The organism is Paenibacillus sp. FSL H8-0548 (genome assembly GCF_038630985.1).
GTDB lineage: Bacteria > Bacillota > Bacilli > Paenibacillales > Paenibacillaceae > Pristimantibacillus.
Genome location: NZ_CP152049.1, coordinates 6687501 through 6703583, shown reverse-complemented (window position 1 = coordinate 6703583; position 16083 = coordinate 6687501). Strand labels below are relative to the sequence as shown.

Annotated in this window: 24 protein-coding genes and 1 pseudogene (1 of these 25 cut by a window edge); 23 read left to right on the top strand and 2 right to left on the bottom strand. The window is 45.8% G+C overall.

The genetic code is table 11. The annotated features are described in order from the left end of the window. Positions 1–7 precede the first annotated feature (7 nt). The 20 genes and pseudogenes from rpsE to MHI37_RS28230 all read left to right on the top strand — a co-directional run bounded on the left by rpsE (position 8) and on the right by MHI37_RS28230 (position 12415). On the top strand, positions 8–505 hold the full coding sequence (gene rpsE, locus MHI37_RS28325) for a 30S ribosomal protein S5 (protein WP_076338889.1): 498 nt from the start codon (positions 8–10) through the stop codon (positions 503–505). 13 nt (positions 506–518) lie between these two features. Next, the gene (gene rpmD, locus MHI37_RS28320) at positions 519–698 is read left to right on the top strand and encodes a 50S ribosomal protein L30 (RefSeq protein WP_076338888.1); all 180 of its coding nucleotides are present in this window, start codon (positions 519–521) and stop codon (positions 696–698) included. Positions 699–742: 44 nt separating this feature from the next. Continuing rightward, on the top strand, positions 743–1183 hold the full coding sequence (rplO, locus tag MHI37_RS28315; RefSeq protein ID WP_076338887.1) for a 50S ribosomal protein L15: 441 nt from the start codon (positions 743–745) through the stop codon (positions 1181–1183). Continuing rightward, entirely contained in the window at positions 1184–2485 is a 1302-nt protein-coding gene (gene secY, locus MHI37_RS28310; RefSeq protein ID WP_076338886.1) for a preprotein translocase subunit SecY, read from the top strand. 91 nt (positions 2486–2576) lie between these two features. Beyond that, positions 2577–3227 carry an adenylate kinase gene (locus MHI37_RS28305; RefSeq protein ID WP_076338885.1) on the top strand — a complete coding sequence of 217 codons (651 nt, stop codon included), beginning with the start codon at positions 2577–2579 and terminating at the stop codon, positions 3225–3227. Then, positions 3227–3991, top strand: coding sequence for a type I methionyl aminopeptidase (gene map, locus MHI37_RS28300; RefSeq protein WP_076338884.1), 765 nt, complete (start codon positions 3227–3229; stop codon positions 3989–3991). Before MHI37_RS28305 ends, map begins: the two co-directional genes overlap by 1 nt. Positions 3992–3993: 2 nt before the next feature. Continuing rightward, positions 3994–4275, top strand: coding sequence for a KOW domain-containing RNA-binding protein (locus tag MHI37_RS28295; protein WP_076338883.1), 282 nt, complete (start codon positions 3994–3996; stop codon positions 4273–4275). 3 nt (positions 4276–4278) lie between these two features. Next, positions 4279–4494 carry a translation initiation factor IF-1 gene (infA, locus tag MHI37_RS28290; protein WP_053373919.1) on the top strand — a complete coding sequence of 72 codons (216 nt, stop codon included), beginning with the start codon at positions 4279–4281 and terminating at the stop codon, positions 4492–4494. 45 nt (positions 4495–4539) lie between these two features. Then, positions 4540–4653: a 50S ribosomal protein L36 gene (rpmJ, locus tag MHI37_RS28285; RefSeq protein ID WP_003333770.1), complete on the top strand. Its 114-nt coding sequence runs from the start codon at positions 4540–4542 to the stop codon at positions 4651–4653. An 18-nt stretch (positions 4654–4671) separates the two neighbouring features. Next, positions 4672–5040 (top strand): 30S ribosomal protein S13, encoded by a 369-nt coding sequence (gene rpsM, locus MHI37_RS28280; protein WP_054025308.1) that lies wholly within the window; start codon positions 4672–4674, stop codon positions 5038–5040. Between the two features lie 19 nt (positions 5041–5059). Further along, a complete protein-coding gene (gene rpsK, locus MHI37_RS28275) occupies positions 5060–5455 on the top strand; it encodes a 30S ribosomal protein S11 (protein WP_054025307.1) in 396 nt (131 codons plus the stop codon). Positions 5456–5582: 127 nt separating this feature from the next. Then, on the top strand, positions 5583–6527 hold the full coding sequence (locus MHI37_RS28270; RefSeq protein ID WP_053373922.1) for a DNA-directed RNA polymerase subunit alpha: 945 nt from the start codon (positions 5583–5585) through the stop codon (positions 6525–6527). Between the two features lie 46 nt (positions 6528–6573). After that, positions 6574–6939, top strand: coding sequence for a 50S ribosomal protein L17 (gene rplQ / locus MHI37_RS28265; RefSeq protein WP_076338882.1), 366 nt, complete (start codon positions 6574–6576; stop codon positions 6937–6939). A gap of 393 nt (positions 6940–7332) precedes the next feature. Continuing rightward, complete coding sequence (gene truA, locus MHI37_RS28260; protein WP_076338881.1) at positions 7333–8085, top strand: tRNA pseudouridine(38-40) synthase TruA; 753 nt, start codon at positions 7333–7335, stop codon at positions 8083–8085. A gap of 182 nt (positions 8086–8267) precedes the next feature. Continuing rightward, positions 8268–8705 (top strand): 50S ribosomal protein L13, encoded by a 438-nt coding sequence (gene rplM / locus MHI37_RS28255; protein WP_076338880.1) that lies wholly within the window; start codon positions 8268–8270, stop codon positions 8703–8705. Positions 8706–8725: 20 nt separating this feature from the next. Beyond that, the gene (rpsI, locus tag MHI37_RS28250; RefSeq protein ID WP_076338879.1) at positions 8726–9118 is read left to right on the top strand and encodes a 30S ribosomal protein S9; all 393 of its coding nucleotides are present in this window, start codon (positions 8726–8728) and stop codon (positions 9116–9118) included. A 179-nt stretch (positions 9119–9297) separates the two neighbouring features. After that, complete coding sequence (locus MHI37_RS28245) at positions 9298–9993, top strand: phosphoadenylyl-sulfate reductase (RefSeq protein ID WP_076338878.1); 696 nt, start codon at positions 9298–9300, stop codon at positions 9991–9993. A 21-nt stretch (positions 9994–10014) separates the two neighbouring features. Then, a pseudogene (locus MHI37_RS28240) lies at positions 10015–10233 on the top strand (hypothetical protein); the annotation flags it as partial. Between the two features lie 130 nt (positions 10234–10363). Next, positions 10364–11152, top strand: coding sequence for an N-acetylmuramoyl-L-alanine amidase CwlD (gene cwlD, locus MHI37_RS28235; protein WP_076338937.1), 789 nt, complete (start codon positions 10364–10366; stop codon positions 11150–11152). A gap of 141 nt (positions 11153–11293) precedes the next feature. After that, entirely contained in the window at positions 11294–12415 is a 1122-nt protein-coding gene (locus MHI37_RS28230) for an Mrp/NBP35 family ATP-binding protein (protein ID WP_076338877.1), read from the top strand. 120 nt (positions 12416–12535) lie between these two features. Here MHI37_RS28230 and gerD read toward each other — a convergent pair whose 3' ends face one another. Next, a complete protein-coding gene (gene gerD, locus MHI37_RS28225; protein WP_076338876.1) occupies positions 12536–13234 on the bottom strand; it encodes a spore germination lipoprotein GerD in 699 nt (232 codons plus the stop codon). 281 nt (positions 13235–13515) lie between these two features. Between gerD and MHI37_RS28220 the strand changes: the two genes are divergently transcribed. Further along, complete coding sequence (locus MHI37_RS28220; protein ID WP_076338875.1) at positions 13516–14139, top strand: KinB-signaling pathway activation protein; 624 nt, start codon at positions 13516–13518, stop codon at positions 14137–14139. 1 nt (position 14140) lies between these two features. On the opposite strand, the gene pdaB is transcribed toward MHI37_RS28220, so the two are convergent. Then, a complete protein-coding gene (gene pdaB, locus MHI37_RS28215; RefSeq protein WP_076338874.1) occupies positions 14141–14950 on the bottom strand; it encodes a polysaccharide deacetylase family sporulation protein PdaB in 810 nt (269 codons plus the stop codon). Between the two features lie 203 nt (positions 14951–15153). Here pdaB and MHI37_RS28210 point away from each other — a divergent pair, with 203 nt between their 5' ends. Beyond that, complete coding sequence (locus tag MHI37_RS28210; RefSeq protein WP_076338873.1) at positions 15154–15780, top strand: stage II sporulation protein M; 627 nt, start codon at positions 15154–15156, stop codon at positions 15778–15780. Positions 15781–15907: 127 nt separating this feature from the next. After that, positions 15908–16083: the 5' portion of a hypothetical protein gene (locus MHI37_RS28205; RefSeq protein ID WP_076338936.1), read on the top strand. Its footprint extends 46 nt past the window's final position; the window shows 176 of its 222 coding nt (coding positions 1–176); its start codon is at positions 15908–15910; the stop codon falls past the right edge of the window.

Sequence of the window (16083 nt, the reverse complement as noted above, 5' to 3'; positions counted from 1 at the left end):
AAACGACTTGCGTGTAGATCCAAATACGTTAGAACTGACTGAAAAAGTTGTTAATATCAATCGCGTATCTAAAGTTGTAAAAGGCGGACGCCGTTTCAGCTTTAGTGCACTTGTAGTAGTCGGCGACGGTAAAGGCTACGTTGGCGCAGGGATCGGTAAAGCAGGCGAAGTACCTGATGCAATCCGCAAAGGTATTGAAGATGCTAAGAAAAACCTGATCCACGTTCCAATCGTTGGCACGACTATTCCTCACCTTGTACTCGGACATTTCGGTGCAGGTGAAGTTCTTCTGAAACCAGCTTCTGAAGGTACTGGCGTTATCGCTGGCGGCCCGGTTCGTGCAGTTCTCGAACTTGCTGGTGTCGGCGACATCTTGACGAAATCGCTAGGTTCTTCGAATTCCATGAATATGGTTAACGCAACGCTTGAAGGTCTTTCCCGTCTTAAACGCGCGGAAGAGGTTGCAAAGCTTCGTGGAAAAACAGTCGAAGAGCTCTTACGCTAAGGAGGGAAATAAGATGGCAAAATTGCAAATCACCCTCGTTCGCAGTTTAATCGGTCGCAACGAGAAACAACGTGCAACGGTTGAATCTTTCGGTCTTAAAAAGATTCGTCAGGCAGTTGTTTTGAACGATAGCCCAGCTGTCCGCGGCATGGTTAACACTGTTAGTCACTTGGTAAAAGTAGAAGAAGTCTAAACATAGATTTCGGTTCTAGAAATAAATAAGGAGGTGCACGAACGATGAAATTGCATGAGCTAGCACCAGCACCGGGCTCAACCCAAGCGCCAAAGCGTAAAGGTCGCGGTATCGGTTCCGGTAACGGTAAAACGGCCGGTAGAGGTCACAAAGGTCAAAACGCTCGTTCTGGCGGCGGCGTTCGTCCTGGTTTCGAGGGCGGACAAAACCCTTTGTATCGTCGAGTGCCGAAGCGTGGATTCAATAACGTCTTCCGCAAAGAGTACGCGATTGTTAACATTGAAGAACTCAACGCATTTGCAGCAGGAACTGAAGTCACTCCAGAAGTTCTCATCGAGACTGGGATTGTAAAAAATCCACTCGCAGGAATCAAAATTTTGGGTAATGGTGAAGTTAGCGTTACACTTACTGTAAAAGCAAACAAGTTCTCTCAATCTGCGGTAGAGAAAATCCAGGCTGCCGGCGGTAAAACCGAGGTGATCTAATTGTTCAAGACCGTGTCCAACATTTGGAAAGTGGCGGATCTTCGTACAAGGATCCTCTTCACCCTTTTCATCCTATTGATCTACCGTATCGGTGCATTTATACCGGTACCCGATGTAAACAAAGATGTGTTCAAGCAGGTTGATGCAGCCGGTGCGGATCTGTTCGGCTTGCTTAACACGTTTTCCGGCGGTGCTTTGTTCCAATTCTCCATCTTCGCAATCGGAATTACACCTTACATTACAGCCTCGATTATCGTGCAGTTGTTGTCGATGGACGTAATTCCTAAATTTGCAGAGTGGGCAAAGGAAGGCGAGAACGGTAAACGTAAGCTCGCACAAATCACTCGTTATGGTACGATTGGTCTTGGTTTGATCCAAGGCTTTGCAACAGCGATCGGCTTTAACCGTCAATACGGTTATGAAATGATTGTTGGCGCAACGTTCGTTGATTACTTGCTAATTGCTATTATCCTGACTGCAGGTACTGCTTTCTTGATGTGGCTAGGTGAGCAAATTACGGAAAAAGGAATCGGAAATGGTATTTCCATTCTAATCTTTGCAGCAATTGCAGCTGGTATCCCTGGACATATTCGTACGATTATCGAATCTGAATTCGTAGGTGCCCAAGACCAACTGTTCTTAAATATCATCAAAATGCTGCTGATTCTGATTGCGATTATCGCAATCATCGTCGGTGTTATATTCGTACAGCAAGGTATTCGTAAAATTCCTGTTCAATACGCTAAACGTGTAGTTGGACGGAAAATGTACGGTGGACAATCGACTCACATTCCGATGAAAGTGAACGGTGCAGGCGTTATCCCGGTCATTTTCGCGGTATCGCTCGTTATGTTCCCGATTACGATTGCACAGTTCTGGTCAACTCAGCCCTGGGCAAAATGGATTACTGACAATATGAACTATGACAGACCGCTTGGTATGGTATTGTACGTATTGTTAATTATCGGTTTTACCTTCTTCTATACATTCGTGCAAATTAATCCGGTTCAAATGGCTGATCAGATGAAGAAAAACGGCGGATACATCCCGGGCATTCGCCCAGGTAAGCCAACCTCGTCATACCTAACACGCGTTATGTCGCGTATTACATTGACAGGTGCGATCTTCTTGGCTGCCATTTCTGTACTACCAGTGTTCTTCGGAGCACTTGCAGGATTACCGCGCTCAGTGCAGCTAGGCGGCACTTCGTTGCTAATCGTTGTCGGTGTTGCACTGGATACGATGAAACAAATTGAGAGCCAGTTGATCAAACGCCATTACAAAGGGTTTATCAATAAATAACAATAGGTTCTGACCGGGCTTCCGCGTTCGTCAACTAGCGCACTGCGGTTGCCCGCCCGAGCCTATTGTGCTTAAAGCGAGGAACTCAGCAATGAACATTTTATTCATGGGCCCTCCGGGAGCCGGTAAAGGTACACAAGCTGAACGGATCGTTGAAGAGTTCGGTATTCCTCATATTTCAACTGGCGATGCATTCCGCCTCGCTATGAAACAAGGAACCGCACTTGGAATCAAAGCGAAAGAGTATGTCGATCAAGGCTTGCTCGTTCCCGATGAGATCACGAACGGTATTGTGAAGGAAAGACTTGAACTAGAAGATTGCCAAAGTGGATTTTTGCTCGACGGGTTTCCTCGCACACTGCAGCAAGCAGAAGCACTCGATGTTATGCTTGCGGAGCTCGGTCGCAGTATTGACCATGTTGTTAATTTAAAAGTTGATCGCAGCTTGCTTCTTGCTCGTTTGACGGGCAGACGCATATCGAAAACGACTGGTACGACTTATCATGTAATCTTTAACCCGCCTAAGGTCGAAGGTATCTGCGACAAAGACGGTGGGGAATTGTATCAACGTTCAGATGATACAGAGGAAAAGGTAGGCACACGTTTGGATGAGTATTCATCCAAAACTGCTCCTCTACTTGATTACTACAATGCTAAAGGACTCCTTCGTGAAGTCGACGGCGAGAAGGACATTGATGTTGTAACATCTGACATCGTATCCTGCTTGCGAGGTTCATTGTAATGATTATCTGCAAATCCGAATCGGAGCTGCGATATATGAGGGAAGCTGGACGCATTGTTGCGGAAACGCATCGATTGATGGCGCAGGCTGTGAAACCAGGCATCACAACACGTGAGCTTGACCAAATCGCTGAAGCGTACATTAAGAGTCAAAATGCGATTCCGTCCTTCAAAGGTTACAATGGTTTCCCTTCCAGCATTTGCGCTTCTGTAAATGACGAACTGGTGCACGGCTTCCCTGGGTCACGCAAGTTGAACGAAGGCGATATTATTAGTATTGATATCGGTGCGCAGTTTGAAGGCTTTCATGGCGATTCGGCTTGGACCTATGCGGTTGGATCAATAAGCCCTGAAGTGCAAAAACTGCTTGATGTAACGGAAGCGTCGCTTTATGCGGGTCTTGCGCTTGTCAAACCAGATATTAGACTATATACAATTTCGCATGCTATTCAAAAGGTCATTGAAGATGCAGGATTCTCCGTAGTAAGGGAATACGTAGGGCACGGAATCGGCGCGGACCTCCATGAGGAACCACAAATACCGAACTACGGATTGCCAGATCGCGGACCTCGTCTCAAGACCGGAATGGTGCTTGCAATCGAACCAATGGTTAATATCGGTGAACGATATGTCCGTACGCTAGAAGACAATTGGACGGTTGTAACGGAAGACAGCACATGGTGTGCCCATTTTGAGCATACAGTAGCTGTTACAGAGGACGGCTTTGAAATATTGACCATTTTGCCGCAGCAGCCGGAGGTTTGACAATGGATGCTCGTCCCCAGATTGGTCAGTTCGTCAAAGTACTTCGCGGTAAAGATGAAGACAGCTATGCAGTCATCCTAGCAATTATCGATGATCGATTCGTCCAGATTGCGGATGGCCACAAGCGTCGATTCGATGAGCCGAAGAAAAAGAACGTTCTACATCTCGAGTTACAGCCTGCAATTAGTCCGGAGGTTTCAAGCAGCATGCTAGAAACCGGCAGGGTTACCAACGCAAAGTTACGTTATGCAATTCAGAAGTATGTAAATGCGAAAGGAGAATGACAGTTGGCTAAGGAAGACATCATTGAGGTCGAAGGTACGGTTATTGAGCCGTTGCCGAATGCCACGTTCAAGGTGGAGCTGGAGAACGGTCATCAAATTCTCGCACATGTTTCCGGTAAGCTTAGAATGCACTTTATCCGCATTCTGACAGGAGACAAGGTGGTTATACAGTTATCGCCTTATGACTTATCAAAAGGGCGCATCACCTATCGTAAGTAAGCTGATTAGTCAGCTTGTTTGCGAAAGATTCGGGAGGTAATCACAATGAAGGTAAGACCTTCGGTAAAGCCGATTTGCGAAAAATGCAAAGTCATTCGTCGTAAAGGCAACGTTATGGTGATTTGTGAAAATCCGAAACACAAACAAAAACAAGGATAGAAGGAGGAAATATAGCCTATGGCACGTATAGCTGGTGTAGACTTGCCGCGTGATAAACGCGTCGAAATCGCCCTGACATACATTTTCGGTATCGGCAAAACAACGTCGCAAAAACTTTTGAATACTGCTGAAGTTAGCTACGATACTCGCGTTCGCGATTTGACAGAAGATGAACTTGCTCGCCTTCGTGAAGCAATTGATAAATCTGTTAAAGTAGAAGGCGACTTGCGTCGTGAAATTTCACTTAACATTAAGCGTCTGACTGAAATCGGATGCTACCGTGGTCTTCGTCACCGTCGTGGCCTGCCTGTTCGCGGTCAACGTACGAAAACGAATGCACGTACGCGTAAAGGTCCTCGTCGGACTGTAGCTAACAAGAAGAAATAAGAAGGGAGGATAATGGACAATGGCTAAACCAAAAAAAGTCGTTCGTACGAAACGTCGCGACCGGAAAAATATTGAGACTGGCGTTGCGCACATTCGCTCGACATTCAACAATACGATCGTTACGATCACGGATCCGCACGGTAATGCAATTTCATGGGCAAGCTCTGGTAACATGGGCTTCAGAGGCTCACGTAAGAGCACACCTTTCGCAGCTCAAATGGCTGCTGAAACTGCTGCGAAAGCAGCGATGGAACATGGCATGAGAACCGTAGAAGTGATGGTAAAAGGTCCAGGCGCTGGCCGTGAAGCTGCGATTCGTTCGCTCCAAGCTGCTGGGTTGGAAGTTAACCTCATTAAAGACGTAACACCAGTTCCTCATAACGGATGCCGTCCGCCGAAACGTCGTCGCGTATAGTTCGATCTGATGTGGTATCAAATATCAACAACTGGTGAATAATGGTTGTGAAGGTTTGGCATACTACAAGATTTGACTTAAAATAACGGTAAGTTAACGGAGCGACGTTTGAAGGAGGGTACTATTAGTGATTGAGATCGAAAAGCCGAAAATCGAAACCGTAGAACTGAATGATGAGGGAACTTACGGACGTTTCGTCGTTGAACCGCTTGAACGCGGTTATGGCACGACGCTTGGAAATTCGCTTCGCCGGATTTTGTTGTCGTCGTTGCCTGGTGCAGCAGTAACTTCGGTTCAAATCGATGGGGTGCTTCACGAGTTCTCTACGGTTCCCGGAGTGATTGAGGATGTTACCGAAATCATTTTGAACCTGAAGGGCCTCTCGTTGAAAATCCACTCCGATGAAGAAAAGGTGTTGGAAATTGACGCGGATGGCGAAGGGAATATTACAGCGGGCGACATTCGAGCTGACAGCGATGTCGAGATTTTAAGCCCTGATCTTCACATCGCAACCTTGGCCTCCGGCGCGCGGCTCCATATGCGAGTATTTGCTAATCGGGGACGCGGTTACGTGCAAGCGGACCGCAACAAGAAAGACGAACAACCGATTGGCGTAATTCCCGTTGATTCAATCTACACTCCAATTACTCGTGTGAATTATAGCGTTGAGAATACACGTGTTGGTCAAGTAACTAACTACGACAAGCTAACGCTTGAAGTATGGACTGACGGTAGTATTCGTCCTGAAGAGGCTGTAAGCCTTGGAGCTAAAATTTTAACTGAGCATTTGGATCTGTTCGTTGGATTAACCGATGAAGCCAAAGACGCTGAAATTATGGTTGAGAAGGAAGAAGATAAGAAAGAGAAAGTTCTTGAGATGACGATCGAAGAACTTGATCTTTCCGTCCGTTCTTACAACTGCTTGAAACGTGCTGGCATTAACACTGTTCAAGAGCTGATTACGAAATCCGAAGAGGATATGATGAAGGTCCGTAACCTCGGACGCAAATCACTCGAGGAAGTTCAAGAGAAGCTGGAAGAGCTAGGTTTAGGCCTACGCATGGAAGAGTAGTTAACCAACAAGAATAGACAAAAGAGCAAGGGAGGGGAAAAACAAGATGGCATATCAAAAATTAGGACGTGACGCAAGTGCACGGAAAGCTTTGTTCCGTGACCTCGTTACTGACTTGTTCCTTTATGAGCGTATTCAAACGACTGAAGCTAAAGCGAAAGAAGTTCGTTCAATCGCTGAGAAGTTGATCACTAAAGCTAAGAAAGGTGATCTTCATGCTCGTCGTCAAGTAGCTGCTTATGTTCGTCGTGAAACAGTTGATGGTGAGCAAGATGCTATTCAAAAGCTGTTCTCTGATCTAGCTGGCCGTTACTCGGAGCGCGCAGGCGGATACACGCGTATTCTAAAACTAGGACCCCGTCGCGGCGATGCTGCGCCTATGGTTTACCTGGAATTGGTTGACCGCGCGTAGTAACCTAATCATTGTAAATGTATAAGCTTGTCCACAGCGTTAAACCTTGTCCAAGCTTTATACGCGAGTTAACGGCTTATGCCTGCCTTTGGCGGTATGAGCACGCTAACGCGATAAGAGATAAACAGAGTTTAGGCGTAGCCTTACACTTTGTTTATCTTAGTGAAAAGGGTGGACCCTTGTGGCCACCTTTTTTTATTTGCAATTCAAATTGTTAATCACATTGTGTATATCGCAGTTCAGAGCATAGGTCCTTATAAATAAAGGTCAATAGGAAGCGATTGATGAGCTTTGAGCGCATCTCTATGATGTCCTGAGGGCGAAGCTTCTCATGCTTCCTTATTATAGGTTTCAGGGAGCTTAAGAATCCCTTTAGTTAAAGGGGGGATTTGGTTGAGGAATATATGCGTGAAGGTCAGCTATGACGGTTCTGCATTTAACGGCTTTCAGACGCAGCCATACGGTCGAACGGTTCAGGATGAAATTGAGAAGGCGATCAAGAAGCTTTCTGGCGAAACGACGATTATTATCGGTTCAGGTCGCACGGATGCTGGTGTGCATGCGCAGGGACAGGTGTTCAATTTCTATACGGAATCTACGATTCCGACGGAGAGATGGGCAATCGCGCTTAATACGCGGCTTCCCAAGGACATCGTCATAATCGAAGCATTTGATGTACCGGAGCACTTTCATGCAAGAAGATCCGCGAAACGCAAAACGTATCGCTATACGATTGATACCGGGAAGTTTCCAGACGTGTTTGGCAGGCAGTATCGTTTTCACCACCCAACGCCGCTTAATGTGGATGCGATGCGCGAGGGTCTGCGCTGCCTAGTAGGCAAGCATGACTTTACTTCGTTCACATCGATACATTCAACTAAGCCTCATCATATTCGTACGATCTACGAAGCAGACTTTGTGCAGGAAGGCCCGATCGTGCATATGTACGTGACAGGCAACGGCTTTTTGTACAATATGGTTCGGGTTATTATGGGAACTTTATTATGGGTTGGCGAAGGAAAGCTTGCTTCCTCAGACATTGAAAGCATCCTTAAGGGGCAAAATCGAGCTCTTGCGGGTCCAACCGCTATGCCGCACGGTTTAACGCTTATGGATGTGGAATATTCTACCGAAATACAAGGATAATTCACTATAAATTACTTGCACTTAGCTACAATTTATAGTAGAATATAACTTGTGCTTTCGAAGTGGCTAACCCACAGCCCCGACTGAGATTGTCACAAACTTGGCTATCAATATTGAATAAACAAACCAACGTTTACGTTGTTATAAAAACGATTAATGTATGTAATTAAGGAGGATCATCCATGCGTACCACCTATATGGCTAAATCAACTGAAGTTGAGCGTAAATGGTTCGTCGTCGATGCGGAAGGCAAAACGCTTGGCCGTTTGGCGAGTGAAGTTGCTGCCCTGATCCGCGGCAAGCACAAACCGACATTTACGCCACATGTTGACACAGGCGATTTCGTTGTTGTTATCAACGCTGAAAAAATTCATCTGACAGGCAACAAGATGTCAGATAAAATTTACTACCGTCACTCTATGTACACTGGTGGCTTGAAAGCTACTCCAGCACAAGAGATGATTAAAACCAAGCCAGAGCGCGTAATTGAACTCGCTGTACACGGCATGTTGCCTAAGAACCGTCTTGGTAACAAAATGAAGCTTAAACTTAAAGTATACGCAGGTGCGGAGCATCCACATCAAGCACAAAACCCTGAAGTTTACGAACTTCGCGGGTAATAAAGAGGAGGACAAGTTTCATGGCTCAAGTGCAATACTATGGAACCGGTCGTCGTAAACACTCTGTTGCACGTGTACGTCTTGTGCCGGGTGAAGGACGAATCATTATTAACAAACGTGAACTTAATGAATATTTCGGTCTAGAAACGTTGAAGCTGATCGTAAAACAACCGCTTAACCTTACTGACACATTGTCGAAATACGATGTGCTTGTTATTGCTAACGGCGGCGGTATGTCCGGTCAAGCAGGCGCTATCCGTCATGGTATTTCTCGTGCTCTGCTTAAAGCAGACCCTGAATTCCGTCCAGCTCTAAAACGTGCAGGCTTCCTGACACGTGATCCGCGTATGAAAGAACGTAAAAAATACGGTCTTAAAGCGGCTCGTCGCGCTCCACAATTCTCGAAACGTTAATCGGATCGAGCAAAGTGTCTTCTCTGCAAGCCAGAGGAGGCACTTTTTTTGTGTTTATAATTAAAATTCCCAAAACTTTATTTCATTTTGGTGTAAACTTATATTGAACATTACACGCGCAGGACGTATAATTTTATTACAGACTAATTTACTAGGATTTAATAACGGAGGGCATACAAATGAACCTTTTTGAGAAAGAAGCATTGATCAAACAAAAGGAAGTTGAACTCGAGAACGCAACACCGGAAGAAATTATTGCGTTTGCAGTTGAGACATTCCCTAATATTACTTTCGCATGCAGCTTCGGAGCAGAGGATGTTGTTATTGTTGACATGATGCAGAAGATCAGCCCGAAATCAGATATTTTCTACTTGGATACCGATTATCATTTCAAGGAAACCTATGAGACTCGTGATAAAATGGCAGCGCGCTACCCAGGTATTCCTTTCGTCGAGGTTAAGCCGGAACTTACGACTGAAGAGCAAGCCGCTCAGTTTGGTGAAGAGCTTTGGAAAACTGATGCGAATGCGTGCTGCAATATTAGGAAGGTTAAGCCATTAACTAATATTCTTTCGAAGTATGAAGCCTGGATTACTGGTATTCGCCGTGATCAAGCGCCAACTCGTGCAAATTCGAAAAAAATCGAATACGATACAAAATTCGGACTCGTTAAATTTAATCCGATTGCTCATTGGACTACTGAGGATGTATGGAACTATATTCGTGAGAATGATGTGATTTATAACCCGCTGCATGATCAAAACTACCCAAGCATCGGCTGCGAGCAATGCACGCGTAAAGTAATGCCTGGTGAAGACCCTCGCGCGGGACGTTGGGCCGGTCAAGAAAAAACAGAATGCGGATTGCATAAATAAGTAATTTTAGGTGTAATTATCGCAAATGAGTGCATTCAGAAAACAGCGATGGAAATTGTAAACGCATGGTTTCTTAACCCGCTTGTGGGTAAAACAAAATCAGATGAGGTTCCTGCAAACTTACGGATGAAAAGCTACCTTGCATTGCTGCGCGACGGCATTTGTCCGCCGCCTGAATTCTCCCGTCCAGAGGTTGCTAAAATTTTTATCGAAGGTATGTCGGAGCAGCCTGTAGGCTAATTCATGTAACAATAGAGGATTGTCTCATAAACGACCATCTCGTCCCATATAAATGAAAGTGTGCATTAAGCTTACTATGAAGCTGAATGGTGCCGCTTATTCATTTGATGGAGAACGGGGTGGTTTTTTTATGCGCCGAATCAGTCGGCATGTGGTCATTTGGTTAACGTATAAAGGTGTTATTCGTATTGGGATTGGGTTAGTCGTTATCGCATTAACGGGTGTACTGCTTACGCAATCGATGCCATCGACGAAAACATGGTCTTATTGGACACTCCCATTGTCAGGAAAGACGATTGCGATTGATGCGGGCCATGGAGGCGTGGACGGGGGAGCTGTCAGCAAGCAGGGAGTCATTGAAAAAGATTTGAACCTCGCGATTGCGCTGTATTTACGGGATTATTTGCAGCAGGCTGGCGCTATCGTCATGATGACAAGGGAGGGGGACTATGATTTAGCTACGGGTGATGCAAGAGCCTACAGCAAGCGGAAAACAGAGGATTTGAAGCGGCGTGTAACCGTAATTGAGCAGAGCAACCCTGCTGTGGTAATCAGCATCCATATGAACAGCATTCCTTCGACCAAATGGTCAGGTGCGCAAACCTTCTTCCAAGCAGGAAATCATCCAGATAATGTAGTACTAGCTACCTTTATTCAGAATGAGATTAAGCGCAATTTGGAAAACACAACTCGTGCTGCGGCTGCCGTTAAGGATGTTTATGTACTTAAGAAGATTGAAAATATTCCAACGGCGCTGGTCGAGGTTGGCTTTTTGTCCAATCCCGGTGAATCGCAGCGGCTTGCAGATTCGGAATATCAAAGACAGGTAGCTGCCTCCATTTATGAGGGCATACTGAGATATATGTCTGGCGAGAAGCTAAGCGGCAGCATGCTGCAGGACGAAGTGACAACGGAGTAATCGTGTGAGGATTGCTTTTTATGAAAATATAGGGAAGTATACTTAGACAGGGACGACGCAGTCGTTTCTTCTTAGTTAAGATGCAACTGTGTTATAATGACTATTATATTGCAATGATAATATAAAGGTGGGACACATAATATGTTGACACGAGAGCAAGTCATCGAGGCCGTCGAATTAGTGACGGCGCAGCATCAGGCGGATGAGACGACCATCCGCGATGTCATGGTTCGGGACCGTCAAGTTTCCATGACGGTCCTTGGGGTTAGCGCGGCTGCGCAGCCCGCGCTGGAAGCCTCGCTCCGCGAGGCGCTGGCGCGCCTAGGCGCCGAAACCGTGCATTTCCGGTTTCGGGCTGAGGCAGCGCCTGCCGCTGGCGCAGGCGTGTCTACGCCGCCGCCTGCGGCTGCTAAAGCACCGGCGGCGGCTAGCGCCGGTGCCGGCAAAGCTGGCGGTCCCGCGCCCGTTCAGGGCCATGGGACCGGTCTTGCCAATCCGCTGCTGGACCCAAGCAGCGGCGTGCAGTTCATTGCTATCGCCAGCGGCAAGGGCGGCGTCGGCAAATCGACGGTGACCGTCAATCTGGCGGTCGCTTTGGCTCGCAAGGGCAAGCGCGTCGGCATTATTGATGCCGACATTTACGGCTTCAGCGTGCCTGATATGATGGGAATCGAGGAACGGCCGGACGTGGTGAACGAGCGGGTCATACCGATCGAGAAATTTGGCGTCAAGGTGATGTCGATGGGCTTCTTCGTAGAGGATAACAGCCCGATCGTATGGCGCGGCCCGATGCTTGGCAAAATGCTGCGAAACTTTTTCCAAGAGATCGAATGGGGCGAGCTGGACTACCTGCTGCTTGATCTGCCTCCAGGAACGGGTGACGTTGCGCTTGACGTGCATCAGATTATTCCGCAGAGCAAAGAAATCATCGTCACAACGCCGCATGCGACAGCTGCCTTCGTAGCTGCAAGAGCTGGCGCAATGGCAATTAAGACAGAGCATGAGATCATCGGCATCGTCGAAAACATGTCTTATTACGTGTCTACGACTTCTGGAGAGAAGGAGTATGTGTTTGGACGCGGAGGCGGTGCAAGGCTTGCAGAGACGCTTCACGCTGATTTACTCGCACAAATTCCTTTAGGCGCACCTGATAATCATGTGTCGGAGCCGGATTTTGCTCCATCCGTTTACAAGGCAGATACGGAAACAGGCAAGCTGTATTTGGAATTGGCAGATCGTGTACTAAGCAAATGCAGCAGCTAAGCAAATATTTCTTATAACAAATAAAGCCCGAATGATTGTCTTATGAAGCGATGATGCATTGGCTTCAGCGGACAACCTATTCGGGCTTTATGATGTTTAATACAGTATCAGCTTACAAAGCTACGATCCAGAATCCGATCCCTCATCCTCGCCGTTTGAGCTATCACCGCTCTGATCTTCCCCAGATTGCTGGTCGTCGCCTTCTTCTTCATCCTTCTTTTTTTCTACCTTTTCATCTGGGTTTGGTTTAAGCTCCTCTTGTACGGCCTTTTTCATCAGATCCAGCACTTCAAGACGAAACAGTGGATTTTGCATCGATTCCTGCATAAGCGACATCACTTCTTTGCGGTACTGCGTGCTTTGCAGCACCTCGAGAATCATTTTGTCCATTTCAGGATTTTTGAGCACCTTGATTAATTCAGCTTGATAGGCTGGATCCTTGATTAGCTCCTTATGGATTTGTTTGTTTTCCTTGTTAACGGATTTCGCAAACTCTCCTGCAAATCGAGTGTCTGTCATAAGCTTCTTAATCACTTTGTCATATTGAGGAGATATAATGACATCCTTAACGGCAAGGCGTACCTCCTCCTGATCCTGCACCGATAATAATTTGGAGCTTAGAGCAGAGTAGCCTGTCATTTGCTGTGTTGATTCCTGCAAAGCCTTCTGAGCATCCTCAGTTTTCAAAATGTCAATGACCATCGTCTTCATGTCTTTGTAGCTAACCTGCTCTTTTCCGCCTGACGATTCGGCACCACAGCTTGCAAGCACAAACATCATGGCTGAGATTATCCACAATAAAGCCCATTTTTTGCGCATTCTTTGCATGCTCCTTTCTATGTCAGTAAAACGGTATACCAGTTAATTAAGCACATCGTCCTCAAAGAGTTGGATCATGATCTTATTATGCGCATTGTTCACCGTATTATCATGGACAAAAGTTAGCTTTTTGTTGTGAACGTGGTAAAATAAAGGATAATGCGGAAGCAAACGATTTCTTTTTTGGGAACGTCTTCGCTATGATCAATTTTTTGCCAAAAAACAGTGCCGCATTTTGGTTGAAATGGCATCGATAATAAACATTCAGGAGGAAATCGAACGTGAATTTGAAAAAGTTGTTCTTTTTATTTTGGAGCGGCATGGCTGTCGGGGCGGTTGTTTGCATCATAGCCGGGGCAATTATGAGCTGGGTCGATCCAGATTTTGGCTTCTTAGGCTTTAAAGCGATCGGATTTAATGCGTTAATGATGGGCTTGGTCGGATTATTAATTGGTGCCTTCAGCCAAATGGGCTTTTTCGCCTATTTAACTTTAAATTATATCGCTCTTAGCGTTTTCGGCAAAAAATACTTGTGGAATGCATTGCAGGGCTACACGACGATATTTGCAGCAGCAGGCTTCGGCTATCTTCTTTATGAAGCGAAATTAAACAACTGGTTTTTCTGGGTGCTGCCGCTTGTGGTGCTTCTCCTTTCTGCCGTTGTGTCTCATTTCAAGGTCAAGCAAACGAATAAATCAGCTTTTGTACCAACGATGTTTCTTATGTTTGTCGTTACCTTCATTGAAGCATGGCCGGCACTATCGGGAGAAACGAACGTATCTGCCATTATATTTATGATGACTCCGTTGTTCGTCTGCAATGCGTACCAAATTATGATGATGCATCGCCTAGTCAAAAAAGAAACGACCGACTCAGCAGCAATAGCTGCAAAGCCGGCCCTATAGCTTAGTATTCGAATTCGGCGGCATCAAGCTGTGGGAATATAGACGATGTCTTATCCTGCACAGCTTTGCCGTCGATTTCTGTTTGTGTAATAAGATCGGTTACGGTAACGAAGTCATAGCCCTTATCGCGAAGCTGGTCGATGACGATCGGAAGAGCCTCGTGCGTCTGTTTCACAGAATCGCTTGCATGAAACAGAATAATGTCGCCCGGATGGGCTCTTGTTACGACGCGGTTAATGATTTTGTCTGTACCGATGTTCATCCAATCGAGGGAATCGGTATCCCATTGAATGACCTTGTATTGAAGCTCTTCTGCAATTTTCAACACTCGCTTGTCAAAATCACCGTTAGGAAGTCGGATCAATTTCGGTTGTTTTCCAGTCACGTCGGATAAAATAGTATGTGCGGTCGTGATTTGCTTGCGAATTTCTTCGTCGCTCAGCTTGCTGTAGTTATCATGCTTGTGGCCATGGCTGCCGATTTCATAACCAGCGTCTTGAATTTTTTTGACGATTTCTGGATGAGACTGACTCCAGGGAGAAGAGAGGAAGAAGGTAGCCTGTTTAATATTTTTTTCTTTTAGCACATTAAGAATAGGCTCCGTCCGTTTGTCACCCCAGCTAATGTCAAAGGTTAGGGCAACGACCTTTTTGTCCGTAGGCACGCTGTAAATAGCAGCTGGCTGCTGCGGAGCGAATACGGTGATGTTGTCGCGCTCGGCATAAATAACGCCAACAGAAAATATTAAAGCGACAGCAATTAAAAAATACCTTTTCAGCTTGCGACCGTTCAGTACATAAAAAACGTTCATGGGGAAGGGCACTCCTCTCTAATGAAAGCTTGGACAAAGATAAGAAAGTATAGATCCGACTTTATACTTCACTTATCTTTTATCGCAAAACGAGCTTGGCCGTCGGGGAAGGCTGCAGTCGTTTGTGCTTGTACTACAATCTATGCTCGTACGACAGAGATATTCATCTATATTGGAACTTATAAGAGCAGGGGAGAGAAAATATGTTTAAATGGCGATTGGTCTGGGAGCATTTCAAGCAAATGAATCATTATATTGCATTCGGCTCGATCTTATTTTTTGCAGGTATGGTCATTGGTGGTACAAACCCGGCATTCAAAGCATTTCTGGACGCGCAGCTGAGCGGAATTGCAGAGCTTGTCAGCAAGATTGATGAATCTAGCAATCCGACCCTGTCTATGATTAAATTAATTTTTTTGAACAATGCTATTAAATCGATAGTCGTTATTTACTTAGGTGCATTTTTGGGAATTTTGCCTTTCTTCTTTTTAGTAGTTAATGGCATGGTCATTGGTTATCTATTGAAAGCGAGTGCGGAGCTGCATGGCGGCGCATATGTCTTTGAGCTTATCGTAAAAGGTTTGCTTCCACATGGTATTCTCGAAATACCAGCCATTATTATTGCCTGCGCGTATGGGTTAAGGTTTGGAGTGCTCGTACTCAAAGCAGTCGGCGCTAGCTTATTCGGCAGATCGAAGGAAGGCAGCGCAGGCACAGACATTAAGGAATTTGTTATTCGAACGGTTCCTGTCGTCATTATATTGACGATTACGCTGCTCATTGCAGCTATCATTGAAAGTACATTTACAATGTGGCTCGTTACGATGTAATAATTTTTCCAATATTTGAGCATAACAGTAAAGCAGTGTCGAAACGCATTTGCGTGAGATGTTGCTTTTTTGTTCGTTTAAGGACGCTCTAGCTGCGCTTCACATCTAAAGGAGGTCACTCATGGCTATGCTCGGAATACTATTCAACGATAAAGAATGCAAAGAACTCGACTACGTCCTTCGCAAGGAATTAGATGAAATGCTGCTTGACCTAAGCGATTCACGCTTAGATGGCGATATTAAACAAGCCATCACGAGAAGATACAAGATCATATTCCGCATGTATGCTCGTATTGCTTCACC

Excerpts from the sequence above, each read along its gene's own strand:
- rpmD (WP_076338888.1), top strand. The coding sequence starts at position 519 with ATGGCAAAATTGCAAATCACCCTCGTTCGCAGTTTAATCGGTCGCAAC.
- rplO (WP_076338887.1), top strand. The coding sequence starts at position 743 with ATGAAATTGCATGAGCTAGCACCAGCACCGGGCTCAACCCAAGCGCCA.
- MHI37_RS28305 (WP_076338885.1), top strand. The coding sequence starts at position 2,577 with ATGAACATTTTATTCATGGGCCCTCCGGGAGCCGGTAAAGGTACACAA.
- map (WP_076338884.1), top strand. The coding sequence starts at position 3,227 with ATGATTATCTGCAAATCCGAATCGGAGCTGCGATATATGAGGGAAGCT.
- MHI37_RS28295 (WP_076338883.1), top strand. The coding sequence starts at position 3,994 with ATGGATGCTCGTCCCCAGATTGGTCAGTTCGTCAAAGTACTTCGCGGT.
- rpmJ (WP_003333770.1), top strand. The coding sequence starts at position 4,540 with ATGAAGGTAAGACCTTCGGTAAAGCCGATTTGCGAAAAATGCAAAGTC.
- rpsM (WP_054025308.1), top strand. The coding sequence starts at position 4,672 with ATGGCACGTATAGCTGGTGTAGACTTGCCGCGTGATAAACGCGTCGAA.
- rpsK (WP_054025307.1), top strand. The coding sequence starts at position 5,060 with ATGGCTAAACCAAAAAAAGTCGTTCGTACGAAACGTCGCGACCGGAAA.
- rplQ (WP_076338882.1), top strand. The coding sequence starts at position 6,574 with ATGGCATATCAAAAATTAGGACGTGACGCAAGTGCACGGAAAGCTTTG.
- rplM (WP_076338880.1), top strand. The coding sequence starts at position 8,268 with ATGCGTACCACCTATATGGCTAAATCAACTGAAGTTGAGCGTAAATGG.
- rpsI (WP_076338879.1), top strand. The coding sequence starts at position 8,726 with ATGGCTCAAGTGCAATACTATGGAACCGGTCGTCGTAAACACTCTGTT.
- MHI37_RS28245 (WP_076338878.1), top strand. The coding sequence starts at position 9,298 with ATGAACCTTTTTGAGAAAGAAGCATTGATCAAACAAAAGGAAGTTGAA.
- cwlD (WP_076338937.1), top strand. The coding sequence starts at position 10,364 with ATGCGCCGAATCAGTCGGCATGTGGTCATTTGGTTAACGTATAAAGGT.
- MHI37_RS28230 (WP_076338877.1), top strand. The coding sequence starts at position 11,294 with ATGTTGACACGAGAGCAAGTCATCGAGGCCGTCGAATTAGTGACGGCG.
- gerD (WP_076338876.1), bottom strand. The coding sequence starts at position 13,234 with ATGCGCAAAAAATGGGCTTTATTGTGGATAATCTCAGCCATGATGTTT.
- pdaB (WP_076338874.1), bottom strand. The coding sequence starts at position 14,950 with ATGAACGTTTTTTATGTACTGAACGGTCGCAAGCTGAAAAGGTATTTT.
- MHI37_RS28210 (WP_076338873.1), top strand. The coding sequence starts at position 15,154 with ATGTTTAAATGGCGATTGGTCTGGGAGCATTTCAAGCAAATGAATCAT.